The following is a 19,479-nucleotide window of genomic DNA, read 5'->3' on the forward strand; positions in this document are numbered from 1 at the left end:
GCGCACGTTTTGGTTGGAACCCTTCGGGAACGGCTGCAGGCGTCGCATGCCGTTGTTGCAGCTCCATGATGTAACATTCGGTGGCACCGCCACGTCGCGTCGCTGCGCCAAGGCACGCAACGCCTGCCGCGCGTTCGCACTCCCAAATCAATTGTTAACAGGCCCTAATTCCGCGTGTAAGAAAAAACTACATTTCACATACGACGATACATGTTGTTACAGGCCTTACGACTTGTGCGTGGCGCGGCGCTGAAAAATTAGGTTAAATATAGGTATGTTTAACTCAAAGCCATCGAGAACTGCCATGAAAAAAGCCATGCGCATCGCCCTGCTTGGATTGCTTGCCGTTGGTGCGTTCTCGGCCGCCCCAGCGTTTGCCGGAGCACACTGGTCGGTGAATATCGGTGTCCCGGGCTATTACGCGCCGCCACCGGTCTATTACAATCCGCCACCTGTCTACTACGCGCCACCGCCGCCGGTGTATGTGGCGCCGCCGCCTGTCGTAGTGTATGGCGCCCCAGGTTACTATCCGCCGGCTTACTACGGCCGTCCGGGCTATTGGCGCGGCGGACGCGGCTGGTATGACCATGAGTGGCGAGAGCGTGATTGGCATGATCGCGGCTGGCGTCGTTAATTTACGCTAATGAGCCACGCCAGTGAGCCATCTAGCTGCAAGCTGTACCGGTCGCCAGCTTGCGGCGTGACTAAAAACAGACACATGGCATTTTACTGTATGAATGTACAGTAGTTATGGTACAGTGCAATTCCCTTCAACGAGATTGGAATTGCTGCCATGACGAACTTGGACATTACCTCCGGCTCCCGCTTTGGTATGGAGTCTACCCCTTCCTCAATCCTGATGCGTTTCGGCAAGCGTGAGTTATTCATCTGCCGCGATTTCTACAAGCGCCTGTACCGAAGCAATCCCGTAGTCGAATGCAATGCCGGCATCCAGGCCGGGCATTTGGAAATATTGCTATTTCGCAAATGGCTGGTCGTGATGTCTAAAGCGCATTGAATCCGCAGTTTTATCTTGCGCAAGCGCCTGAATATTCTGGGCAATTGAAACAAACTCTCTAATTCGCCGCATGGCGTGATCTCCCCGCAGCTGTTAAATTTGTTGCCTAAGCAGGCTTGTCGATCTGCAAAGCATAAATATAACCAGAACGGGAGATGCGCGGTGAATGATGAATTCGACTTTATCGTAGTGGGCGGCGGTTCGGCCGGCAGCGTGATGGCGGGCCGCCTGACGGAAGATTCGGAACTGTCGGTATGTTTGCTAGAGGCCGGCGGCAGCGGCGATAGCTGGCTTGTGAAGATGCCGGTCGGAGCGGCTGTCATGGTGCCGACCAAGCTCAACAACTGGGCTTTCGAAACCGTGCCGCAAGCCGGACTCAACGGCCGCCGGGGCTATCAGCCGCGCGGCAAGGCATTGGGCGGATCGTCGGCGATCAATGCCATGGTTTATGTCCGGGGCCATCGCTCCGATTACGATCATTGGGCAGAGCTTGGCAACAGCGGCTGGTCCTTCGACGATGTGCTGCCCTATTTCAAGAAGTCCGAGCATAACGAACGATTTTTCAACGTCTGGCACGGTCAAGACGGGCCTTTGTGGGTCAGCGATCTGCGCACCGATAATCCGATTCAGCAGCATTATCTGGAAGCTGCGCGCCAGGCCGGTTATCCGCTCAGTGCGGATTTCAACGGCGAGCAGCAAGAGGGACTGGGTGTTTACCAAGTCACGCAAAAAAATGGCGAGCGCTGGAGCGCCGCACGCGGCTACTTGATGCCGCATCTGGGGCGCAGCAATCTATGCGTAGAAACCGGCGCCTATGCCGAGCGCCTGATCATTGAGCAGGGGCGGGCGGTAGGCGTGGAAGTCAGGCAGGGCGGCAAGTTGCGCGTGCTGCGCGCACGGCGTGAAGTGATTCTGGCCGCCGGCGCTTTGCAGTCGCCGCAGTTGCTGATGTTGTCAGGCATCGGCGACGGCGCCGAACTGCGCAAACTGGGGATTCAGGTGCAACATCATTTACCCGGCGTCGGCAAGAATCTGCAAGACCATCCCGATTTTGTGTTTTGTCATCAATCGGACAGCCTGGACACCTTCGGCATCTCGGCTGGCGGTTCGTTGCGGCTGTTCAAGGAACTACAGCGTTTTCGCAAGGAGAGACGCGGCATGCTGACCAGCAATGTGGCCGAGTGCGGCGGTTTCTTGAAGACCCGGCCAGATTTGCCGGCGCCAAATCTGCAATTGCATTTCGTCGTCGGCTGTCTTGAGGATCACGCTCGCAAGCCGCGTATGGGGCATGGATTTTCCTGCCACGTTTGCCTGTTGCGGCCGAAGAGCAAGGGAACCCTCAGTTTGCGCAATACCAATCCGCAGGATGCGCCCCTGATCGACCCTAAATTCCTGGACGATCCACAAGATCTGGAAGACATGGTGGAGGGTTTCAAGGTGACCCGCAAATTGCTTGCAGCGCCAGCGCTGGCTGCTTACAGCAAACGCGACATACGTACCGCAGATGTGCAGTCTGACGAGCAGATACGCGCCGTTTTGAGGCAGTACGTCGATACGGTCTACCATCCTGCCGGCAGCTGCAAAATGGGCGTCGACCAGAACGCTGTCGTCGATCCGACCTTAAGGGTTCATGGAATCCTGGGTTTGCGGGTAGTCGATGCCTCGATCATGCCCACCCTAATTGGCGGCAATACTAATGCGCCGACCATCATGATTGCCGAGAAAGCGGTGGATTTTATCCGGCAGGGGCGATGAAAAAACGGATCCTTACGCGAAAACCGCATCAGCATACAAGCGCTATCTTTGCATGTTGGTGCAAAACAACGCAATGTTGCGGCGCATGATGACGGCTAAAGTTTTTTGGCTCAGTATCGCTTCACGCAAAAAAGAGTCCATCTCTCTAGAGGTGAGGAGACAAGGAAAGCCCGCATCGTTAAAGATAGCGGGCTTTTTATATTTCGGGGCTGGATTCAGTATCGCAGTGATATTCACGAAACTTATATAAGGAATCAGAAATAAGAATTGGCAATATGTTCCCCGTTTTTATATGCTGCAACGCATCAACACAGCTGAATTACAGCCTATTTATTCGGAGCCCTGCCATGAACTTCATTCAAACCTTGCCGTTGTTCGCCGTTGTCGCTGCTTTTGCAGTACGTTTTTATCTGTCGAAAAAAATCGGCGACGCACAGAAGTAATTCCTGTCCGGCACGCCGCCTGCTCTAGTCGAGAGCGGCTGCCAGCAAGCCGATCCAACTGCTTGCCGATAAACGGTTAAAGGGTTGGTATAAGGCAATTTCAATGCAGGCTTATCCCGGCACGACGGCAGTCCTCATCACCGGATACAAGTTAAAGCGTTGATCCCAGGAAGAATGGCGGCGCGCGAAAAACTCCAGCCGCGCCGCCGGATCCTTGGCAAATTCCGGATCGTCAGCCAGCTTTTGCCTGAATTCTGCAGCTAGCGCCGGATCCGCCGCCAGCTGTTGGCGAGCAACGTCTTCCGCCACATACGCCTCCATATATTCTTTCTTCTCGAACGCATTGTTGAAACGTCCCCACGCCGCCAGCGAATCGGGCGCCTGCGGCTCTAGCAACGCCATCACCAGCCGCGCCTTGGGCTGCGCTATCGGTACAAACAATGCGCCGGCGCCGAGGTCGCGCGTTTCGTTTTGCCATGCGCCTTCCAGCTTCAGACGCTGGTGGCTTTCCAAAGACTGTGGATCAAAACCGGTTTTGGCGGCGCGGAAAGTTTCCAGCTCGACCCGGTTCAGCGCTGTCGGCAATACGCGGAAAGCAATTCCGTGCTGCTGCAGTTTTTGTGCGATCCAGGCGGCATGTGCGGCCGGTACCAGATAACCGGCCTGCGGTGCGTTGACGCTCAGATCGGGGTGCAGGTCGTCGCGTACGGTCACGTTCCAGATTTGCGGTCTGCTCTCATCGTAACGCGTCATCAGCGCGCCCGAAATATCCGACGGCGTGCGCGTATATTCATAACCGCGAAACGCCACCGGGCGGGTCTTGTCGCTCACCTTGTAGCTCAACGCAACCGCCTGGCCGGCCAACTGCGCCGCCCGCAGATCGGCTTGTTGCGCGGTCTTCAGCCAGTCGCTGCCGTGCGCGGCGATCTGCGCCATGACCGAGACAATCGTGTTGTGGGTGATGCGCACGCGGGTCGGATAATCTTTCCAGGAATGGGTTTCGACCAGCATCCCGAAGCGATTGCGCAGATGGAAATAACCGGTAGAAAAACGCGGCGGCGAGACATCGTCGACAAAACCGGAACTAGGGTCGTCGTCGACCTTGAACGACATGTAGAAAGGCAGCGGCAGCGAACCTTGCCGGGCCAGATCGCTGATCACATTGTCGCGCAATGCCTCGCCATCCTTGCGCAATGCCAGATCGCTGGCGTGCACCGGCTCGACCTGGATCGAGACGTCATGCTCGAACTTGGCGCCATCGGTGACATGCAGGTCGATATAGGCCAGCGGATCCCAGCGATTGACCAGTTGCAGCATGGCCTGCATTTCCGGCGCGTCGGCTTTGGCGTAATCGCGATTCAGGTTGAAGTTCTGGCCGGTGGTGCGCCAGCCCATTGCTTCCGGGCCACGTTGATTGGGGCGATTCCAGCGGCCAAAACGCTCATGGCCGTCGATATTGAACACCGGTACAAAGACCAGCACTTGCTTGCTCAGCACACTATTGGCGGCAGTGTCTTGCAAGGCTTCGCGCAGAGCCAGGAAGCCGGCATCCTTGCCGTCGATTTCACCGGCATGGATGCCGCCTTGTAACAGCAGCACCGGCAAACCGCGCTTGTGTGCAGCTTCCGCACTCAAGGCGCCGCTGCGCGAGGCGATTAGCGCCAGCATCGGCCGGCCTTCCGGCGTGCGGCCGAATTCCGTGCAACGGACTTGCTTCGGATAGGCTTTCTGGAAGGCGGCGCAGAGCGCGACGACTTCTTCGTAGCGCCCGGTTTTCTGGAAGCCGGAACGCTCGGCGATAGTGCTGAGCGGATCGGCGGCGGCATTGGCGAAAGGAGTAACGGGGAGGGTAAGCAGGGTGGACAGCACAGCAGAACGCAGCATGAATTAGGCTCCAATCAAGCTCCAACGGTTTGAACGAGGGACAACAAAATGTGCGGAGGATTTTAGCGCGCCTGGCAAAATATTGCCGACAAGAACTAAATTACCATGTTGACGCTTATAGAAAATGGTCTCTATGTTTTGATTGAACCGGACCTATATAGATCATGCAGATCAGGCGCGGCCTGGTCGCCAAATCGCCCTCGCTCGGAGCGTTGCCTTCGGCATCGACTGCGATAGGGTGCAGAGTTATTCCGCAGGATTCGAATATGCGCCGTGCGCCCCGGTAGCACGGGTTTTCGACCCAGGTAGTGTGCACTTAGGCTACGAGCTTGACGGCAGCGAGGCTTGCCGCTGCCGGTTAAACTGATGATGAAACCCTCAGCGGCAGGCGTGGGAAACAATCTGCTTCCATCAAGATAGCCAAAGTGGCACTCCCAATAATGCTGAATTGGTAATGAGATAATTTTAATTAATTCGCCAGGAGGGAAATGCGCATGCATTTCCAGTTAGAAAGCGGTGCGTTAAAAAAAAATGATTTTGTACAAATTGCTTCTTAATGCGGAAATTGTTCTGCACCCATTCCGGGCGTGGAGTCTTGACATAAATTTTTGGCGCGGATAAATCATGCAACGTCCAATCATTATTGTTCCCTCCTGCACCAAGCAGATCGACAGCGATAGTTATTACCTTGCCCAAATGAAGTACGTTGACGCTATCTGGCTCGGCGCTGACTGCATGCCTTTGGTCTTGCCCGCCTTTGGAGCGAAAACCGATTGGGAGGCGGTGCTGGAGGCTGCCGATGGCATTCTGCTGACGGGTTCGCCATCGAATGTGCATCCGGCACTTTTCGGTCAAGAAATATTGACGCCGGAGTTGCCGCTGGATGCCGCGCGCGATGCGACTACGATGCCGCTGATCCGCTTAGCTGTGGAACGCGGGATTCCGCTGCTGGCGATTTGCCGCGGCGCCCAGGAAATCAATGTTGCCTTGGGCGGCTCCCTGCATCAGGCGGTACATGAGGTGCCTGGCATGATGGACCATCGCGATCACGAATCAGACCCGCTGGACGTACAGTACGGTCCGGCACACCGCGTTACGCTGACCTCCGGCGGACGCATCTCCAAGATACTGGACGGCGCCAGCGAACTGGCGGTGAATTCCCTGCATGGGCAAGGCCTCGACCGTCTGGCGCCGGGTCTCTGCGTGGAAGCGCGCGCGGACGACGGCCTAGTCGAAGCGTTCAGCATACGGGATGCTGCCGGCTTCACGCTGGCGCTGCAATGGCATCCGGAGTGGAAGATTGCCGAAAATCCCGATTCGATGAAATTGCTCGCCGCGTTTGGCGCCGCCTGTCGCCAATATAAATTACAAAAACAGAGGGCGGGTGCATGAAAAATCTGAGAATTTTTGCGCCGGAAGCACCGTCGCGCCGCTTATCGCCAGCATGATCAGGTAGCGCAGAAAAAAGCGGAGCGCTGCATGCGGGCAGGTTCGGTGCAACAGCAAACGAAATGAGGAGAACAGTATGTCTATACGTGAAAATTTTTCCTACAACGACATGGAGCAGTGGCTCAACAATAAGCAGATCACTGAAATCGAATGCCTGGTGCCGGATTTGACCGGTGTCGCACGCGGCAAGATCATGCCGCGCACCAAATTCACGGAAGAACGTGGCATGCGCATGCCGGAAGCGGTGCTTGGAATGACGGTGACCGGTAACTATCCAACCGCCGACGCGGCTTACGAACGCGCTATTTCGGCTACCGACCGCGACATGATTCTGCGGGCCGATCCCAATACCATTGCGCTGGTGCCGTGGGCGGTCGACCCGACCGCGCAGGTAATCCATGATTGCTATTTTTCCGATGGCACGCTGGTCGATTTCGCGCCGCGTTCAGTGCTGCGCCGCGTGCTGAAACTATACGCCGAAAAGGACTGGACCCCGATCGTGGCGCCCGAACTTGAGTTTTATCTGACCGCCAAGAATATCGATCCCGATCTGCCGTTGCGGCCGCCGGCGGGCCGCAGCGGCAGGTCGGAAACCAGTCGCCAGATATACAGCATTGACGCCGTCAACGAGTTCGATCCGCTATTCGAGGATATCTACGATTATTGCGAACTGATGCAGCTCGATGTCGATACGCTGATCCATGAGATCGGCGCCGGCCAGATGGAAATCAATTTTTTGCACGGCGGGCCCCTCGGTCTGGCCGACAAGGTCTTCTTCTTCAAGCGTACCCTGCGCGAGGCGGCGTTGAAGCACGATATGTATGCGACTTTCATGGCCAAGCCGATGACCGGCGAGCCCGGTTCGGCAATGCACATTCATCAAAGCGTGGTCGACTCGAAGAGTGGCAAGAATATCTTCAGCAACCCGGACGGCACGGCCTCCCAGGCGTTTTCGTATTACATCGGCGGTCTGCAGCGTTACATGCCGGCGGCGATGGCGATTGTGGCGCCGTATGTGAATTCGTATCGCCGCATGGTGCGCCATACCGCTGCACCGATCAACATCCAGTGGGGCAAGGATAACCGTACAGTCGGTTTCCGGGTGCCCGAATCGGAGCCGCAAGATCGTCGCGTCGAGAACCGGGTGGTAGGCGCCGATGCGAATCCGTATCTGGCGCTGGCGGTAACGCTGGCTTGCGGTTATCTGGGCATGGTCGAACAGCTGGAGCCAACTCCGATGACAGTAGACAGCGCGTACGACCTTGACTATCAATTGCCGCAAAGTTTGTCCGAAGCGCTTGAAGGCTTGCGCAACGAGACACACTTGCGCCAGGTGCTGGGCGACCGTTTTGTCGATGTCTATGCCGCCATCAAGGATCTGGAATACGCGGAGTTCATGCAGGTGATCAGCCCGTGGGAACGTGAACATCTGCTGCTGCATGTCTGATATTCGCCATGAAGGGAGACGCGTGCCGCAATACGCCACGGACCACAGCGCCCGGCTCCCTGTGCTTGGCGCTTTTATGAAACAGCAACTGGAACCGAAGGTTGATCATGCATTCAAATACACGCGCATCCGCATCCCGTCAGTCCGTGGCGCAAGCCGCCGTCAATACCCGCGTTATCCAGGAGTTGGACGCAGCCCATTATCTGCACCCGTTCACTGATTCAAAGGCGTTGGCCAGCCATGGCGCACGCGTCATGGTAAAGGGCGAAGGCATCTACATCTGGGATTCGGAAGGAAAGCGGCTGCTCGACGGCATGTCCGGTTTGTGGTGCATGAATGTCGGCTACGGCCGAAAGAGCATCGCCGATGCGGTCTATGCACAGATGCAGCAATTGCCTTTCTATAACAGTTTTTTCCAGACTACCAATGTACCGGCGGTGCAACTGGCGGCCAAACTGGTTGAGATTTCGCCACCGCAATTCAACCATGTCTTTTTTACCGGTTCCGGCTCTGAGGGCAATGACACGATTATCCGCATGGTGCGCCGCTACTGGGACCTGCAAGGTTATCAAGACCGGCATGTCATCATCAGCCGTCACAACGCCTACCACGGCAGCACAATGGCAGGTGCTTCGTTAGGCGGCATGTCCGGCATGCACCAGCAGGGCGGCTTGCCGATTCCGGGCATCGTCCATATCGGCCAGCCGTATTACCTGGAAGGAGGCAAGGGCAAGACGCCGGAAGAATTCGGTATCGAAGCGGCGTCCTGGCTGGAGAAAAAAATTCTGGAAATCGGTGCTGACAAGGTCGCCGCTTTCATCGGCGAGCCAGTGCAAGGCGCCGGCGGCGTCATTATCCCGCCTGCCACCTACTGGCCCGAGATTCAGCGTATCTGCGACAAATACGGGATTTTGCTGATCGCCGACGAAGTGATTTGCGGCTTTGGTCGTCTCGGTCATTGGTTCGGTTCCGAATATTTCGGCGTCAAACCTGACCTGATGACGTTCGCCAAAGGCGTGACCTCCGGTTATGTACCGCTGGGCGGCGTGCTGGTCGGTGACCGTGTAGCGGACGTGCTGATCGAAAAGGGCGGGGACTTCAACCACGGCTTTACCTATTCCGGCCATCCGGTTGCCTGCGCCGCTGCCTTGGAAAACATTCGCATCATCGAAGAAGAAAAACTGGTCGGCCGGGTGCGCGATGACACTGGCCCCTATCTGAAGCGGAAATTCGAAACGCTGGCAAATCATCTCTTGGTCGGCGCTGCGGAAACTTGCGGGTTTGTGGCGGGCCTTAATCTGGTGCAGAAAAAAGCGGCCAGCTTGCATGATTGCCGGTTATTCGATGCAAAACTGGATGTCGGTATGATCTGCCGCAGCCATATGTTCAATAACGGGATGATCATGCGCGCCGTCGGCGAGCGCATGATTATCGCGCCGCCGTTGATCATGGCGCATGCAGAGATTGACGAAATGGTGGACTTGATTCGCGCTTGCCTCGACATGACCTTGGCTGATTTGACGCAACGGGGATTGATGCCGGCGCCGGCACAGGCAACCGAGAACATTTAGGCGAGGGTCGCGCAACGAATCTCGATCCTGCCATCCAGGCGCAACGCTCCAAACTTGATCCCAATCTACCCAGATTAAAAGGAGACTCAAATGACAAACATATCTTGGCATGATCGCGCAGCGGAACTGAAACCTGACGGACGCGCTTTCATCGGCGGTGAACGCGTGGCAGCGTTGTCAGGTGCAGTGTTCGACTGCATTTCTCCCATCGACGGCCGCAAGCTGGCCGATGTGGCGCGTTGCGATGCGGGCGATATCGGCCTCGCGGTGAACGCCGCGCGGGCCGCTTTCGACGACCGCCGCTGGGCCGGGACGGCGCCGGCGGCGCGCAAGCGCACCATGATCAAGTTTGCCGATTTGCTGCTGCAGCACCGGGATGAGCTGGCTTTGCTGGAAACGCTGGATATGGGCAAGCCGATCAAATACAGCCGTAGCGTGGATGTGCCGGCGGCAGCCAACTGCATTCGCTGGTACGGCGAAGCCATCGACAAGATTTATGACGAAATCGCCCCGACACCTGACACTTGCCTGGCGCTTATCACGCGCGAACCGGTCGGCGTGGTGGCTGCGGTGGTGCCGTGGAACTACCCGATGCTGATGGCTTCCTGGAAAATTGCACCGGCGCTGGCTGCCGGCAACAGCGTCGTGCTGAAGCCCTCGGAAAAGTCGCCGCTGTCGGCGCTGCGCCTGGCGGAAATCGCACTGGAAGCCGGTATTCCACCTGGCGTTTTCAATGTGGCGCCGGGTTACGGCCATGAGGCCGGTAGCGCGCTAGCCTTGCACATGGAAGTCGACTGCATCGGTTTTACCGGTTCCACGCGGACAGGCAAGCAGATTATGCAATATGCGGGACAGTCCAATCTGAAGCGGGTCTGGACCGAACTGGGCGGCAAGTCGCCCAACATTGTGTGCGCCGATTGCCCGGATCTGGATGCCGCTGTGCGGGCGGCAGTAGGTGCGGTGTATTTCAATCAGGGCGAGAGCTGTAACGCACCCTCGCGTTTATTCGTCGAGGAATCGATCAAGGATCAATTCCTTGCCAAAGCACTGGCGCTGCTGCCGAATTTCCAACCTGGCGATCCGTTGGACGAAACCACCGTGATGGGCGCCATCGTCGACAATATCCAGATGAACTCGATACTAGGCTTTATCGAATCGGGCAAGGCGGAAGGCGCACAACTGCTGGCAGGCGGACAGCAGGTCCGCAGCGGAACGGGCGGTTATTACATCGAGCCGACCTTGTTCGATAACGTCACCAGCACGATGAAGATCGCGCGCGAGGAAATTTTCGGGCCGGTGCTGTCGGTGCTCGGTTTCATCGATTTGAACGATGCGATCCAGGCGGCGAACGCAACCGCATTCGGCTTGCAGGCAGCGGTATGGACTTCTGACCTGCGCAAGGCGCACCAGGCTGCGCGCGCACTGCGGGTCGGCACGGTACACGTCAATCAGTATGACGAAGACGATATGACGGTGCCGTTCGGCGGCTACAAGCAATCCGGTAACGGTCGCGACAAATCTTTGCACGCATTTGATAAATACATGGAACTGAAGACTACCTGGATCAAGATCGTCTAGGCATGGATTCCTATGGACGCTGCTCGCAAAATTTTCAAGGGCGGACGTTTTATATGCGGCCTTTCTGCAAGCTTTGTCAGCGTCCGGGTTGTCAACTTGTCGTCACTCTTGAATACGATCGCGGGACTATCTGTCACAACTTGTCAAAGTAAGCAAAGGCTTTTTCCACTGCTTGGTGCGCGCCTTGTTCGACGATGGTGTCGTGGGCGAGCACCACGCGTTCGAACGGCCATTCCAGGATTCTATGGGCGCTGGCCCGTGCCGCCCGGCGATCTTTAACCAGTAGACGGATTGTCCGCGGCACCGCGAGCCGGCTGCGGACACCGCTCAGCCCGGCATATAGTTTTGCCGCCAGCGACAAATCGCCGCGCCACCACTGGCATAAGTCGGTGACGATCAGCGTGCGCGAGTTTTTGTGAAACCAGACGGTTTCATTACCAAGCGGAATGCCGGCGAAAAAGATCTGCTCGAAATCCTCGCGCCATTCCGGTTCGACTTCCGGCGTCAGTTCGCGCAAGCCTTGTAAGTCGGGCCGCTTGGCATGCAGACCAGGGGCGCCATATAACCTGGCTTGCGGAAAAGCGTCGAGATATTCGCCGACGAACAGATGATGCGTCTTGCTCGGTGCAACGATAAATTGCACTTCGCCCAGCGCCGCAAGTTGCGAGCGGATTGCCGGCGACAGCGGCACCGGCGAGTGTAGCCATAGCCCGGAATTTTGAAGGCGCACCACCGTCATGCGGGAGGAGACGCGCAGACCAGCGATGATGAAACTGTGTTGTGCGTGCCAGATATCGGGAGCGATGGTTTGCAGCATTGCGGTCATCCTTTTTTTGTTTTGTCGGTTCGATGGCAATGGATTTTACGCTGATCAAGGCCATGCGCACGTTCCGAGATAGAGCGGTTGCCTGCCGCAAGATTTTCGGCGCGGCAAACGGAAAATTCTTGGGGTTGATGCCGTCTAGGCGTAACATCGCCTATGTCCATTTTTTTTTGAGACTGAGCTGACAATGAAGACTTTGCTTTTGCCATCGGGCAGTGCAATTCCTATATTGGGACAGGGAACATGGTACATGGGAGAAGATCCGGTTCAGAAGCAACGAGAAATCGACGCGCTTCGACTGGGCATGGATCTCGGGATAACCTTGATTGATACGGCGGAAATGTATGCCGACGGCGGCGCTGAAGAAATAGTGGGTAAGGCAATCCTGGGGCGTCGCAGCGAAGCGTTTTTGGTCAGCAAGGTATATCCGCATAACGCTGATCGACGCGGGATGCAAGCTGCCTGTGAGCGCAGCTTGCGCCGGCTTGGCAGCGAGTATATCGATCTCTACCTGCTTCACTGGCGCGGCGCGGTTCCGTTGGCGGAAACGCTTGAGGCATTGGCTGCGCTCAAAAAGGCAGGAAAAATACGCGATTTCGGCGTCAGCAATTTCGACAGCAGCGACATGCTGGAAGCGTGCGAACTGCCGGGTGGCGAACAGATCGCGGTCAACCAGGTGCTCTACAATCTGATGCGGCGCGGGATTGAATGGGACTTGCTGCCCTGGTGCCGCCGGCGCTCCGTGCCGGTGATGGCGTATTCGCCGCTCGAATCGGCGGCCAGCGAGCAACGGCGGCTGCTAAATAACCCGCAGCTGAAAGCTGTCGCCAGGCGACATGAGGTTAGCGCGGCGCAGATAGCTTTGGCATGGCTGCTGCGGCAGGAGCAGATCATTGTCATTCCAAAGGCAGTCGATCCGCTTCATGTCCGAGAGAATCGCGCAGCGCTGGACATCGTGCTCACGGCACAAGATCTCCTGGAATTAGACCAAGCGTTTTCTCCGCCGCTTCGGAGTATTCCGCTGGCGATGAGATAAGCAGGTGGTCAGCGCGGCGCTGGACGACACTTCCAAGCCGGCCTAAGCTAAGCACGGCTTCGCTGGCCGCCATTGCAGAAAATTTTAGTAGCCGCAGCGGTTTGTGCGTTGGCCGTTGGTGTAACCGCCGCTGTAGCTTTGCACCGATACAGAAGCTGTTCCATAACACTAGCTCTGAAGGAAGCACTACATGGATAAAACGGGCATCGGCAAGACCAATCCGGCAGCGCTTGATATGACGGCAAACGCGCCGAGAATCATCCAGCAGCTGTTCGAGCATGCGGGCATCCGCCTGAACGGCGAGCAGCCCTGGGATATGCAAATCCATGATCCGGTTTTCTTTCAAAAGATGTTTTCGAAATGGGAACTCGGCATCGGCGAGTCGTACATGGATGGCGACTGGGATTGCGAAAAGCTGGACGAGTTTTTCTTCAGGGTCACCAGCCACGATCTTGAACAAACGGTGGTAGGCCCCGCAAAAATAAAATTTTTCCTGGAAATCCTGCGGCAGAATTTCTTCAATCTGCAAACCAGGAGCCGTGCATTCCAGGTCGGCGAACAGCACTACGATATCGGCAACGATCTGTTCGAAAGCATGCTCGATTCGCATCTGATGTATTCCTGCGGGTATTGGGCGCGCGCCGCCAATCTCGAAGAAGCGCAGCTGCATAAGCTGGAACTGATTTGCCGCAAACTGGAATTGAAGGCAGGCGAGCGGCTGCTGGATATCGGTTGCGGATGGGGCGGGCTGGCGCGTTACGCCGCTGAAAATTATCAGGTCGAAGTGGTCGGCATCACGATTTCAAAGGAGCAGCAAAAACTCGCGCAAGCGCGTTGCGCCGGACTTCCCGTCAGCATCGAACTGACCGACTACCGGCAGCTCAGCGGGCAATATGACAAGATTGTTTCGGTCGGCATGTTCGAACACGTCGGCGCCAAGAATTACGCTACTTACTTCGATGTGGCGGGAAAACTGCTGGCGCCGGAGGGCTTGTTTTTGTTGCATACCATCGGCAATTACGTGACCGAAAAGAAGCGAGATGTCTGGCTCGACAAGTATATTTTCCCGAACGGCCATCTGCCGTCCGCCACAGAAATCACGCAAGTGCTGGAAGGGCGCTTCCTGATCGAAGACTGGCACAATTTCGGCCGCGACTACGATCTGACCCTGATGGCCTGGTGGGACAATTTCGAACGCGCATGGCCCCAGCTGGCAGATAAATACGGCGAGCGTTTTTATCGGATGTGGAAATACTTCATACTCTCTTCGGCGGGATTTTTTCGATCTGGCCAGGGCCAGCTTTGGCAACTGGTACTCAGCAAGCGCGGACGCAGCAAGCCCTATCGTTCGGTGCGATAAACTAAAAAAGGCGGCTATCTCAACGGAGATAGCCATCTGCGACAGGCCGCACGAGCCGACTTGATCTCAGAATTTATAGTTCACGCCGGCCGATACTCCCTGCAAACGTCCACCCGCATAACAATTTGGCGCACCCGCTGCAATCGTCTGGCCATCATGGCAATCGGCAGTCACGCCGCGGCCGCCTGCGCCCAGGTCATAGTGGGCTAAGGGACGATTGGCTGTCACCGCATAGTTCGCATACCAGGTGGTTTGCTTGTCGATTTTATGTTTATAAGCCAGCGTGTACATATTGGCGGCATTGTCGGGATTGATGGTGCCGATGCCGTCGGCCGCGCTGGTATTGTGCTGGCCCGGATCGCCGGAAGTGGCGTTGGCGTGGGCCCAGCCAAGCGAGATGCTGTCAACCGGCGTCAGGTCTTGCGTCAACGCCAGCCAATAACCATTGCGCGAGCGCTCGTTTTGCTCTTTCAGGTAAGCCGGAATATTCCTGCGCATCACCTCATAGATGGCGCTGACGGTGGTTTTTGTGGGGAATGCGTACTGGACGCCGATTTTGTAAGCGTACTCATTGCCGACATCGTTGGGATCCAGTCCGATCGGATTCGCCAGCGCTTGCGGCGTCCCGCTTACATCCCCGGTGCGGTTGACTCTGGAATGCAGCTCATAAGCGCCGGTCACGTACAACGGTCCGTTTTCATAGGCGATGCTGGCACTGTAGGCGCTGCCATAACTGCCGTCGACGCAAGCGATCGCGCCGCCGCCGCTGCCCGGGATGTTGCCGCCGGTGCAGCTGGATTCGCCGCTGGCCTGGATCGAGTTTTCGTAGCCGCGGTTCTGGCCCGGCGATATCAGCGCATTAAAACTCCAGCCGCGCCACTTAGGCGATTCGTACCAGAGTGCATGATCAAGACGGGTGCCGAACTCGACGCGATTATCGCCGCCGGTGTTGCCCATGATGACCGAATAGTCGCCCCACATGCCGGAGAAGGGATTCATGCGAGCGGTTGACGTTTTGTATGGCGCATCGGTCTTCCCCAGCTTCACTGCGCCCCATCTGGCGTCGGCCAAGCCGACATAACTGTTGCGCGAGGTCAGCGCGCCTTTGACAGTAGTGTCCTGCGCACTGGTGGAGTTGGCTGAACCCGCGGTAGCGGTAATGTCGATCTGGGTTTCCAGTTGATAGATCAGCGACATGTTATCGCTGAGCGGATGTTTGCCGCGGATGCCGACATAGGAAAGGTTGGTGGACAGATCGGATTGCCAGCCGTTGTGCCCGACCGGCGACACGATCCGGGCGCCGCCCACATCGTTATAGGAATTTTTCAGGCCCTTGCTGCTGCCGTCGACCGATACATCCAGGTTGCCATAGAATTCGACGTCTTTGATCGCCTCAAAGAATTTCCTGGCGCGCTCGGCCAGCGCCGGCGGCACAGCAGCCGCTGCATCTGCGGGTGCCGCTTTTTGCTCCGACTTTTGCTCCGACACTTGCGTCAATTTTGTCGTCAATATTTTTACCTGTTGTTCCAGGGCTTCGATGCGCGCGTCGGTTGCGGCGTCGGCCAAGGCTGCGCTGGACAGCGTCAATGAGGGAATCGAAAATGCGACAAGCAATGCCGCTTGCAGCGGCTTCAATGTGAACTTCATAGGGTCTCCATCGTTATAGAATAATTTTTGGTACGACGGTTCAGAGTGCTGCCAATAAGGGATGCGGGGCGTTGACTTAGCTCAAGTTTTTAAAAAATAATCAGCAGCCACAGGACTTTCAGTGAAAATTCCTGTGGCTAATTTGCACGTCGCTGTTCTGCTGTTCCGGTTCGGATGCAAATTTTCTAACAAGATGTGCAGGGGCCAGGATTGACGGTCAGTGATATCCTGCTATACCGATTCAATCTGATTCACTCCAATTCAAGACCGATAATTTTTTCTGATCATGAACTTCCATACCTGGTTTACTTTTTTTGCCGCCTGTTGGCTGATTGCCATTTCTCCCGGTTCAGGCGCAGTGTTGTCGATGTCGCATGGCTTGTCGTATGGTGTAAAGAAAAGCTCCGCCACCATCGCCGGCTTGCAGCTGGGTTTGCTGCTGATACTTTTTGTGGCCGGCGCCGGTGTGGGGTCGATCTTGCTGGCCTCCGAGACTTTGTTCACTTTGGTCAAGACGGTCGGCGCGCTCTACCTGATTTATCTGGGCTTGAGTCAATGGCGCGCCAAGGTCGACGTCGCTGCGCTGCAGCAACCTGAGCCGGCCATGCAATCGACGCCGCCGACCTTGCGCAAGCGCATGCTGCTGGGATTCATGACCAACGCCACCAATCCCAAGGGAATCATTTTCATGGTGGCGGTACTGCCGCAGTTCATCAGCGCTGACAGCGCCTTGCTGCCGCAGCTACTGCTGCTGGCCGTGACCATGTGCGCGGTGGATCTGGTGGTGATGCACGGTTACGCCTTTGCCGCATCGACCATGCAGGGATATTTTCGCGATGCGCGCGCAGTCAAGAAACAGAACCGTTTCTTCGGCGGTGTGCTGATGGGAGTGGGGACGGCTTTGTTTTTTGTTAAGCGCAGTTCTTGAGCGCGGCTGCGGGACTGCGCATCCCGCGTATCGCTTTATTCTTTATGACTGACGTCGGCGCCGGGCTCAGTGCTCAAATTGACTGGAATACGTGCTTGCTGGCTGCGTTTATTTGGCACAATTGCGCCGCCGAGGATAATGCACAGGAGAAAACAGGCGAGGCATGATCCCAGGATTTTTGTTCTGGATGCCGGCGTAGCGCCTTTCTTTGCAAGTTGGGCCGGCGAGATCAAGCCGATCACCGCTGTCGGTATCATCAACAGAGCGATAAAAATAAAAACGCCACCGAGAAATTCCATAACTTCCCTTTGTTATTCAGCAACAGCGGGTCGTAGCGCCGTTGTCTGTTTATTGAGTTGACAATGTTTTATATGCCGGACAGCAATGCGGAAGAATTTTTGTCTCTTAAAAACTATTGCAGTAAATCTATCGAATTGGTAGTGAGGCAATATTAGTATGCATTCGGCAATATTGCTAGAAATCAGTGGCGGAAATGTGGAAATATCAAGGAAACGGCTGGGATGGGAATGGAACAAAAGAAAACGGCCACCATCGCTGGCAGCCGTGTATCTTTTTTGTGAGTAAAAACCAATCTTCCTGGTAACTGCTAAGTGATTGATTTCTATCTGGAATCTGGGGTGGCTGACGGGACTCGAACCCGCGACAACAGGAATCACAATCCCACACTCAACTCGTCGCACCACCGCTCCAATGCTCAATGCCGCAGAATAATTTTCCAACAATAGCCAAGTTATCGACAACGAATTACTTGGCTCTCCGGGCTTCCGTCGGAAAATTGTAGTCCGAACATCGCGGTCTTTCTTATTTTGCATCATGCCCACGAATGGATTTTGCTCGATCACGCCCCAGCGCATCCCATAGTTACAGATCGTCGACATCAATGCCATTTCCTTGTTGGCTTTGAGTGGGGCGCCGGCGCGCGCGGTCGTCGAGAAATTGGTAGCCGTGAACCATTTTCAACGAGTTGGGGGTTCATCCGCCCGAAGAAGGCGGCCAGATTCTTGTACGCGCTCTCTCGAACTGCCAGACCATCTTTTGATTGATCCAGGTAGTGAGTCGGCGCAATGTCGGTCTTGAAGCGGTCAATCATATCCGCGACTGATCCAACAACAATCAACGCCTCCTGAATGTCCAGGGCTTTGCGCTTTGCGATGCGTTCGGCCTCAGTGATGCCCTGACGGTCGCCAGTTTTCGCACCGGCCAGCGTTTCGCTGGTGCCGTCCGGATACCGGACAAGCCAATACCCAAAGCGCAGGCGGCAGCGATGGCGCCGATACCGCCGGCCGGCTACTTTCTTCAGAAGTGGACGGAGTTGTTAAGTCACTGATTTTGGAGATGGAGCAGGCGACTGCAACAGGAAGGGCGGCCCAAGCGTTCATCAAAGAAAACGGGATGGCACCTTGATTGGCCAAAGCAGTGCTATTTAGAGCGCTGCTTTTCTTGGTGAATCCAGATATTTTCTTTTAACTCTTCGTCGCCACCGACTCGGGGAATTATGTCGAAAATTGTTTCCAAATGATGAATCACATTGATTCAGAATCTAATAATTTAATTTGTAGAGCCGGAGACATTAATTCACCCCTCTCAGTAAGTATGGTAGCGCGCAATTGCTGAGATTTTGTTATTGGAAGCGCCTGCAATGTGATTACCGCGCCAAATATGTAGAACATAGCGTCTGGTTCGTGATCAATTTTTTTCCGCGCTTCGGCGAGATTGGCTTGTGGCGTTTCTATTTCTTGCAGCAGTTCACTATCGCGGAGGAGTCGAAATTTAAGAATATCGAATGGATCCTCTTTGGGTGTCTGCGCAGTCATTACCACGCATAATTTGGGTAGAATCACGGGAGCCGTCGATCCGGCCAGCCGTTGGATCTCCATTCCTGACACATACACCCCCGCATATGACAGTTTGTTGCCGACTTCCATCCTGACATCATCGCAGTAGATCGTGTTTATCAAACGTGGTGTGGGAGTCATTCAGTTGTCCTCGCCGATCGAACTCTCATTACAGCACTAAAAATGGTATTCAGTGGCAAGCCAAGTGCCGTTGCGAGCTTCTCGATAGTCGACATTTTCATATCGTCCTCGCCCGTTTCTAGCCTTGCAATATATGGCTGTCGACATCCCATGAGCTCGGCTAATTTGGTTTGAGAAAGACCCTTACTCAAACGCAATTGCGCAAGAGATAAAGCAATGTTGGTTTCCACTTCTTTGCTTAGTCTTGCGCGAGCTCGTTGCAAGGCCTGTGCCTTTCGCGGATCCTCTTCCCATTTTTGAACCAGGGTATTGATAGATTTTCCTGGTAATCCGGCTGGCCTTTCAGGCGCAGACATATCCAAAGAAAAGCGCATGAATTGTGTTGCAATAACGCCTTTAATTACTGTACCAGACGATTCTGCTTCAATAGGAAGGAATAGACAGCCGTTCGTAGTCGGCTCTGATACGGAGAACGATCGGGTGATTGTTTGCATAGTCGAATTCTCGATGAACTACTGCTAATACGTGAATCACGTCCTTTTG

The 19,479-nt window shown here is 55.6% G+C and carries 17 protein-coding genes; 10 read left to right on the forward strand and 7 right to left on the reverse strand.

Going from position 1 to position 19,479, the window contains the following annotated elements:
- Positions 1–304 precede the first annotated feature (304 nt).
- From KHU33_RS21745 to KHU33_RS21755, 3 genes are all read left to right on the forward strand, one after another.
- On the forward strand, positions 305–634 hold the full coding sequence (locus tag KHU33_RS21745; RefSeq protein WP_211466803.1) for a hypothetical protein: 330 nt from the start codon (positions 305–307) through the stop codon (positions 632–634).
- Between the two features lie 159 nt (positions 635–793).
- Positions 794–1,018, forward strand: a complete 225-nt coding sequence (locus KHU33_RS21750; protein WP_038492120.1) for a hypothetical protein — start codon at positions 794–796, stop codon at positions 1,016–1,018.
- Between the two features lie 162 nt (positions 1,019–1,180).
- A complete protein-coding gene (locus KHU33_RS21755; protein WP_211466805.1) occupies positions 1,181–2,773 on the forward strand; it encodes a GMC family oxidoreductase in 1,593 nt (530 codons plus the stop codon).
- A gap of 554 nt (positions 2,774–3,327) precedes the next feature.
- On the opposite strand, the gene KHU33_RS21760 is transcribed toward KHU33_RS21755, so the two are convergent.
- Positions 3,328–5,100, reverse strand: a complete 1,773-nt coding sequence (locus KHU33_RS21760) for a M14 family metallopeptidase (protein WP_211466807.1) — start codon at positions 5,098–5,100, stop codon at positions 3,328–3,330.
- A gap of 624 nt (positions 5,101–5,724) precedes the next feature.
- On the opposite strand from KHU33_RS21760, the gene KHU33_RS21765 reads away from it, so the two are divergent.
- The 4 genes from KHU33_RS21765 to KHU33_RS21780 all read left to right on the forward strand — a co-directional run bounded on the left by KHU33_RS21765 (position 5,725) and on the right by KHU33_RS21780 (position 11,145).
- Positions 5,725–6,492: a gamma-glutamyl-gamma-aminobutyrate hydrolase family protein gene (locus tag KHU33_RS21765; protein ID WP_211466809.1), complete on the forward strand. Its 768-nt coding sequence runs from the start codon at positions 5,725–5,727 to the stop codon at positions 6,490–6,492.
- A 133-nt stretch (positions 6,493–6,625) separates the two neighbouring features.
- Complete coding sequence (locus KHU33_RS21770; protein ID WP_211466811.1) at positions 6,626–7,996, forward strand: glutamine synthetase family protein; 1,371 nt, start codon at positions 6,626–6,628, stop codon at positions 7,994–7,996.
- A 107-nt stretch (positions 7,997–8,103) separates the two neighbouring features.
- Positions 8,104–9,567 (forward strand): aspartate aminotransferase family protein, encoded by a 1,464-nt coding sequence (locus KHU33_RS21775; RefSeq protein WP_211466813.1) that lies wholly within the window; start codon positions 8,104–8,106, stop codon positions 9,565–9,567.
- 90 nt (positions 9,568–9,657) lie between these two features.
- Positions 9,658–11,145: an aldehyde dehydrogenase gene (locus tag KHU33_RS21780; protein WP_211466815.1), complete on the forward strand. Its 1,488-nt coding sequence runs from the start codon at positions 9,658–9,660 to the stop codon at positions 11,143–11,145.
- Between the two features lie 133 nt (positions 11,146–11,278).
- Here the strand turns inward: KHU33_RS21780 and KHU33_RS21785 are convergent, their stop codons facing one another.
- Positions 11,279–11,962, reverse strand: coding sequence for a DUF4336 domain-containing protein (locus KHU33_RS21785; RefSeq protein WP_230414467.1), 684 nt, complete (start codon positions 11,960–11,962; stop codon positions 11,279–11,281).
- Between the two features lie 5 nt (positions 11,963–11,967).
- Positions 11,968–12,177 carry a hypothetical protein gene (locus KHU33_RS21790; protein WP_211466835.1) on the reverse strand — a complete coding sequence of 70 codons (210 nt, stop codon included), beginning with the start codon at positions 12,175–12,177 and terminating at the stop codon, positions 11,968–11,970.
- On the opposite strand from KHU33_RS21790, the gene KHU33_RS21795 reads away from it, so the two are divergent.
- Positions 12,156–13,004 (forward strand): aldo/keto reductase, encoded by an 849-nt coding sequence (locus KHU33_RS21795; RefSeq protein WP_211466820.1) that lies wholly within the window; start codon positions 12,156–12,158, stop codon positions 13,002–13,004. The two genes, KHU33_RS21790 and KHU33_RS21795, sit on opposite strands and share 22 nt — an antisense overlap.
- A gap of 190 nt (positions 13,005–13,194) precedes the next feature.
- A complete protein-coding gene (cfa, locus tag KHU33_RS21800; RefSeq protein ID WP_230414468.1) occupies positions 13,195–14,364 on the forward strand; it encodes a cyclopropane fatty acyl phospholipid synthase in 1,170 nt (389 codons plus the stop codon).
- A 66-nt stretch (positions 14,365–14,430) separates the two neighbouring features.
- Here the strand turns inward: cfa and KHU33_RS21805 are convergent, their stop codons facing one another.
- Positions 14,431–16,011: a porin gene (locus KHU33_RS21805; RefSeq protein WP_211466822.1), complete on the reverse strand. Its 1,581-nt coding sequence runs from the start codon at positions 16,009–16,011 to the stop codon at positions 14,431–14,433.
- A 286-nt stretch (positions 16,012–16,297) separates the two neighbouring features.
- Here KHU33_RS21805 and KHU33_RS21810 point away from each other — a divergent pair, with 286 nt between their 5' ends.
- Positions 16,298–16,939, forward strand: a complete 642-nt coding sequence (locus KHU33_RS21810) for a LysE family translocator (RefSeq protein WP_211466824.1) — start codon at positions 16,298–16,300, stop codon at positions 16,937–16,939.
- 311 nt (positions 16,940–17,250) lie between these two features.
- On the opposite strand, the gene KHU33_RS21815 is transcribed toward KHU33_RS21810, so the two are convergent.
- From KHU33_RS21815 to KHU33_RS21825, 3 genes are all read right to left on the reverse strand, one after another.
- The gene (locus tag KHU33_RS21815; protein WP_211466827.1) at positions 17,251–17,841 is read right to left on the reverse strand and encodes a hypothetical protein; all 591 of its coding nucleotides are present in this window, start codon (positions 17,839–17,841) and stop codon (positions 17,251–17,253) included.
- 642 nt (positions 17,842–18,483) lie between these two features.
- Entirely contained in the window at positions 18,484–18,936 is a 453-nt protein-coding gene (locus KHU33_RS21820) for a hypothetical protein (protein ID WP_211466829.1), read from the reverse strand.
- On the reverse strand, positions 18,933–19,430 hold the full coding sequence (locus tag KHU33_RS21825; protein ID WP_211466831.1) for a helix-turn-helix domain-containing protein: 498 nt from the start codon (positions 19,428–19,430) through the stop codon (positions 18,933–18,935). Before KHU33_RS21825 ends, KHU33_RS21820 begins: the two co-directional genes overlap by 4 nt.
- Positions 19,431–19,479: the final 49 nt, after the last annotated feature.

The organism is Collimonas silvisoli (genome assembly GCF_018305005.1).
Taxonomy (GTDB): domain Bacteria; phylum Pseudomonadota; class Gammaproteobacteria; order Burkholderiales; family Burkholderiaceae_D; genus Collimonas; species Collimonas silvisoli.

What these genes read in the sequence shown, in the direction of transcription:
- KHU33_RS21745 (WP_211466803.1), top strand. Translation starts at nt 305, where the DNA reads ATGAAAAAAGCCATGCGCATCGCCCTGCTTGGATTGCTTGCCGTTGGT.
- KHU33_RS21750 (WP_038492120.1), top strand. Translation starts at nt 794, where the DNA reads ATGACGAACTTGGACATTACCTCCGGCTCCCGCTTTGGTATGGAGTCT.
- KHU33_RS21760 (WP_211466807.1), bottom strand. Translation starts at nt 5,100, where the DNA reads ATGCTGCGTTCTGCTGTGCTGTCCACCCTGCTTACCCTCCCCGTTACT.
- KHU33_RS21765 (WP_211466809.1), top strand. Translation starts at nt 5,725, where the DNA reads ATGCAACGTCCAATCATTATTGTTCCCTCCTGCACCAAGCAGATCGAC.
- KHU33_RS21770 (WP_211466811.1), top strand. Translation starts at nt 6,626, where the DNA reads ATGTCTATACGTGAAAATTTTTCCTACAACGACATGGAGCAGTGGCTC.
- KHU33_RS21775 (WP_211466813.1), top strand. Translation starts at nt 8,104, where the DNA reads ATGCATTCAAATACACGCGCATCCGCATCCCGTCAGTCCGTGGCGCAA.
- KHU33_RS21780 (WP_211466815.1), top strand. Translation starts at nt 9,658, where the DNA reads ATGACAAACATATCTTGGCATGATCGCGCAGCGGAACTGAAACCTGAC.
- KHU33_RS21785 (WP_230414467.1), bottom strand. Translation starts at nt 11,962, where the DNA reads ATGCTGCAAACCATCGCTCCCGATATCTGGCACGCACAACACAGTTTC.
- KHU33_RS21795 (WP_211466820.1), top strand. Translation starts at nt 12,156, where the DNA reads ATGAAGACTTTGCTTTTGCCATCGGGCAGTGCAATTCCTATATTGGGA.
- KHU33_RS21790 (WP_211466835.1), bottom strand. Translation starts at nt 12,177, where the DNA reads ATGGCAAAAGCAAAGTCTTCATTGTCAGCTCAGTCTCAAAAAAAAATG.
- cfa (WP_230414468.1), top strand. Translation starts at nt 13,195, where the DNA reads ATGGATAAAACGGGCATCGGCAAGACCAATCCGGCAGCGCTTGATATG.
- KHU33_RS21805 (WP_211466822.1), bottom strand. Translation starts at nt 16,011, where the DNA reads ATGAAGTTCACATTGAAGCCGCTGCAAGCGGCATTGCTTGTCGCATTT.
- KHU33_RS21810 (WP_211466824.1), top strand. Translation starts at nt 16,298, where the DNA reads ATGAACTTCCATACCTGGTTTACTTTTTTTGCCGCCTGTTGGCTGATT.
- KHU33_RS21820 (WP_211466829.1), bottom strand. Translation starts at nt 18,936, where the DNA reads ATGACTCCCACACCACGTTTGATAAACACGATCTACTGCGATGATGTC.
- KHU33_RS21825 (WP_211466831.1), bottom strand. Translation starts at nt 19,430, where the DNA reads ATGCAAACAATCACCCGATCGTTCTCCGTATCAGAGCCGACTACGAAC.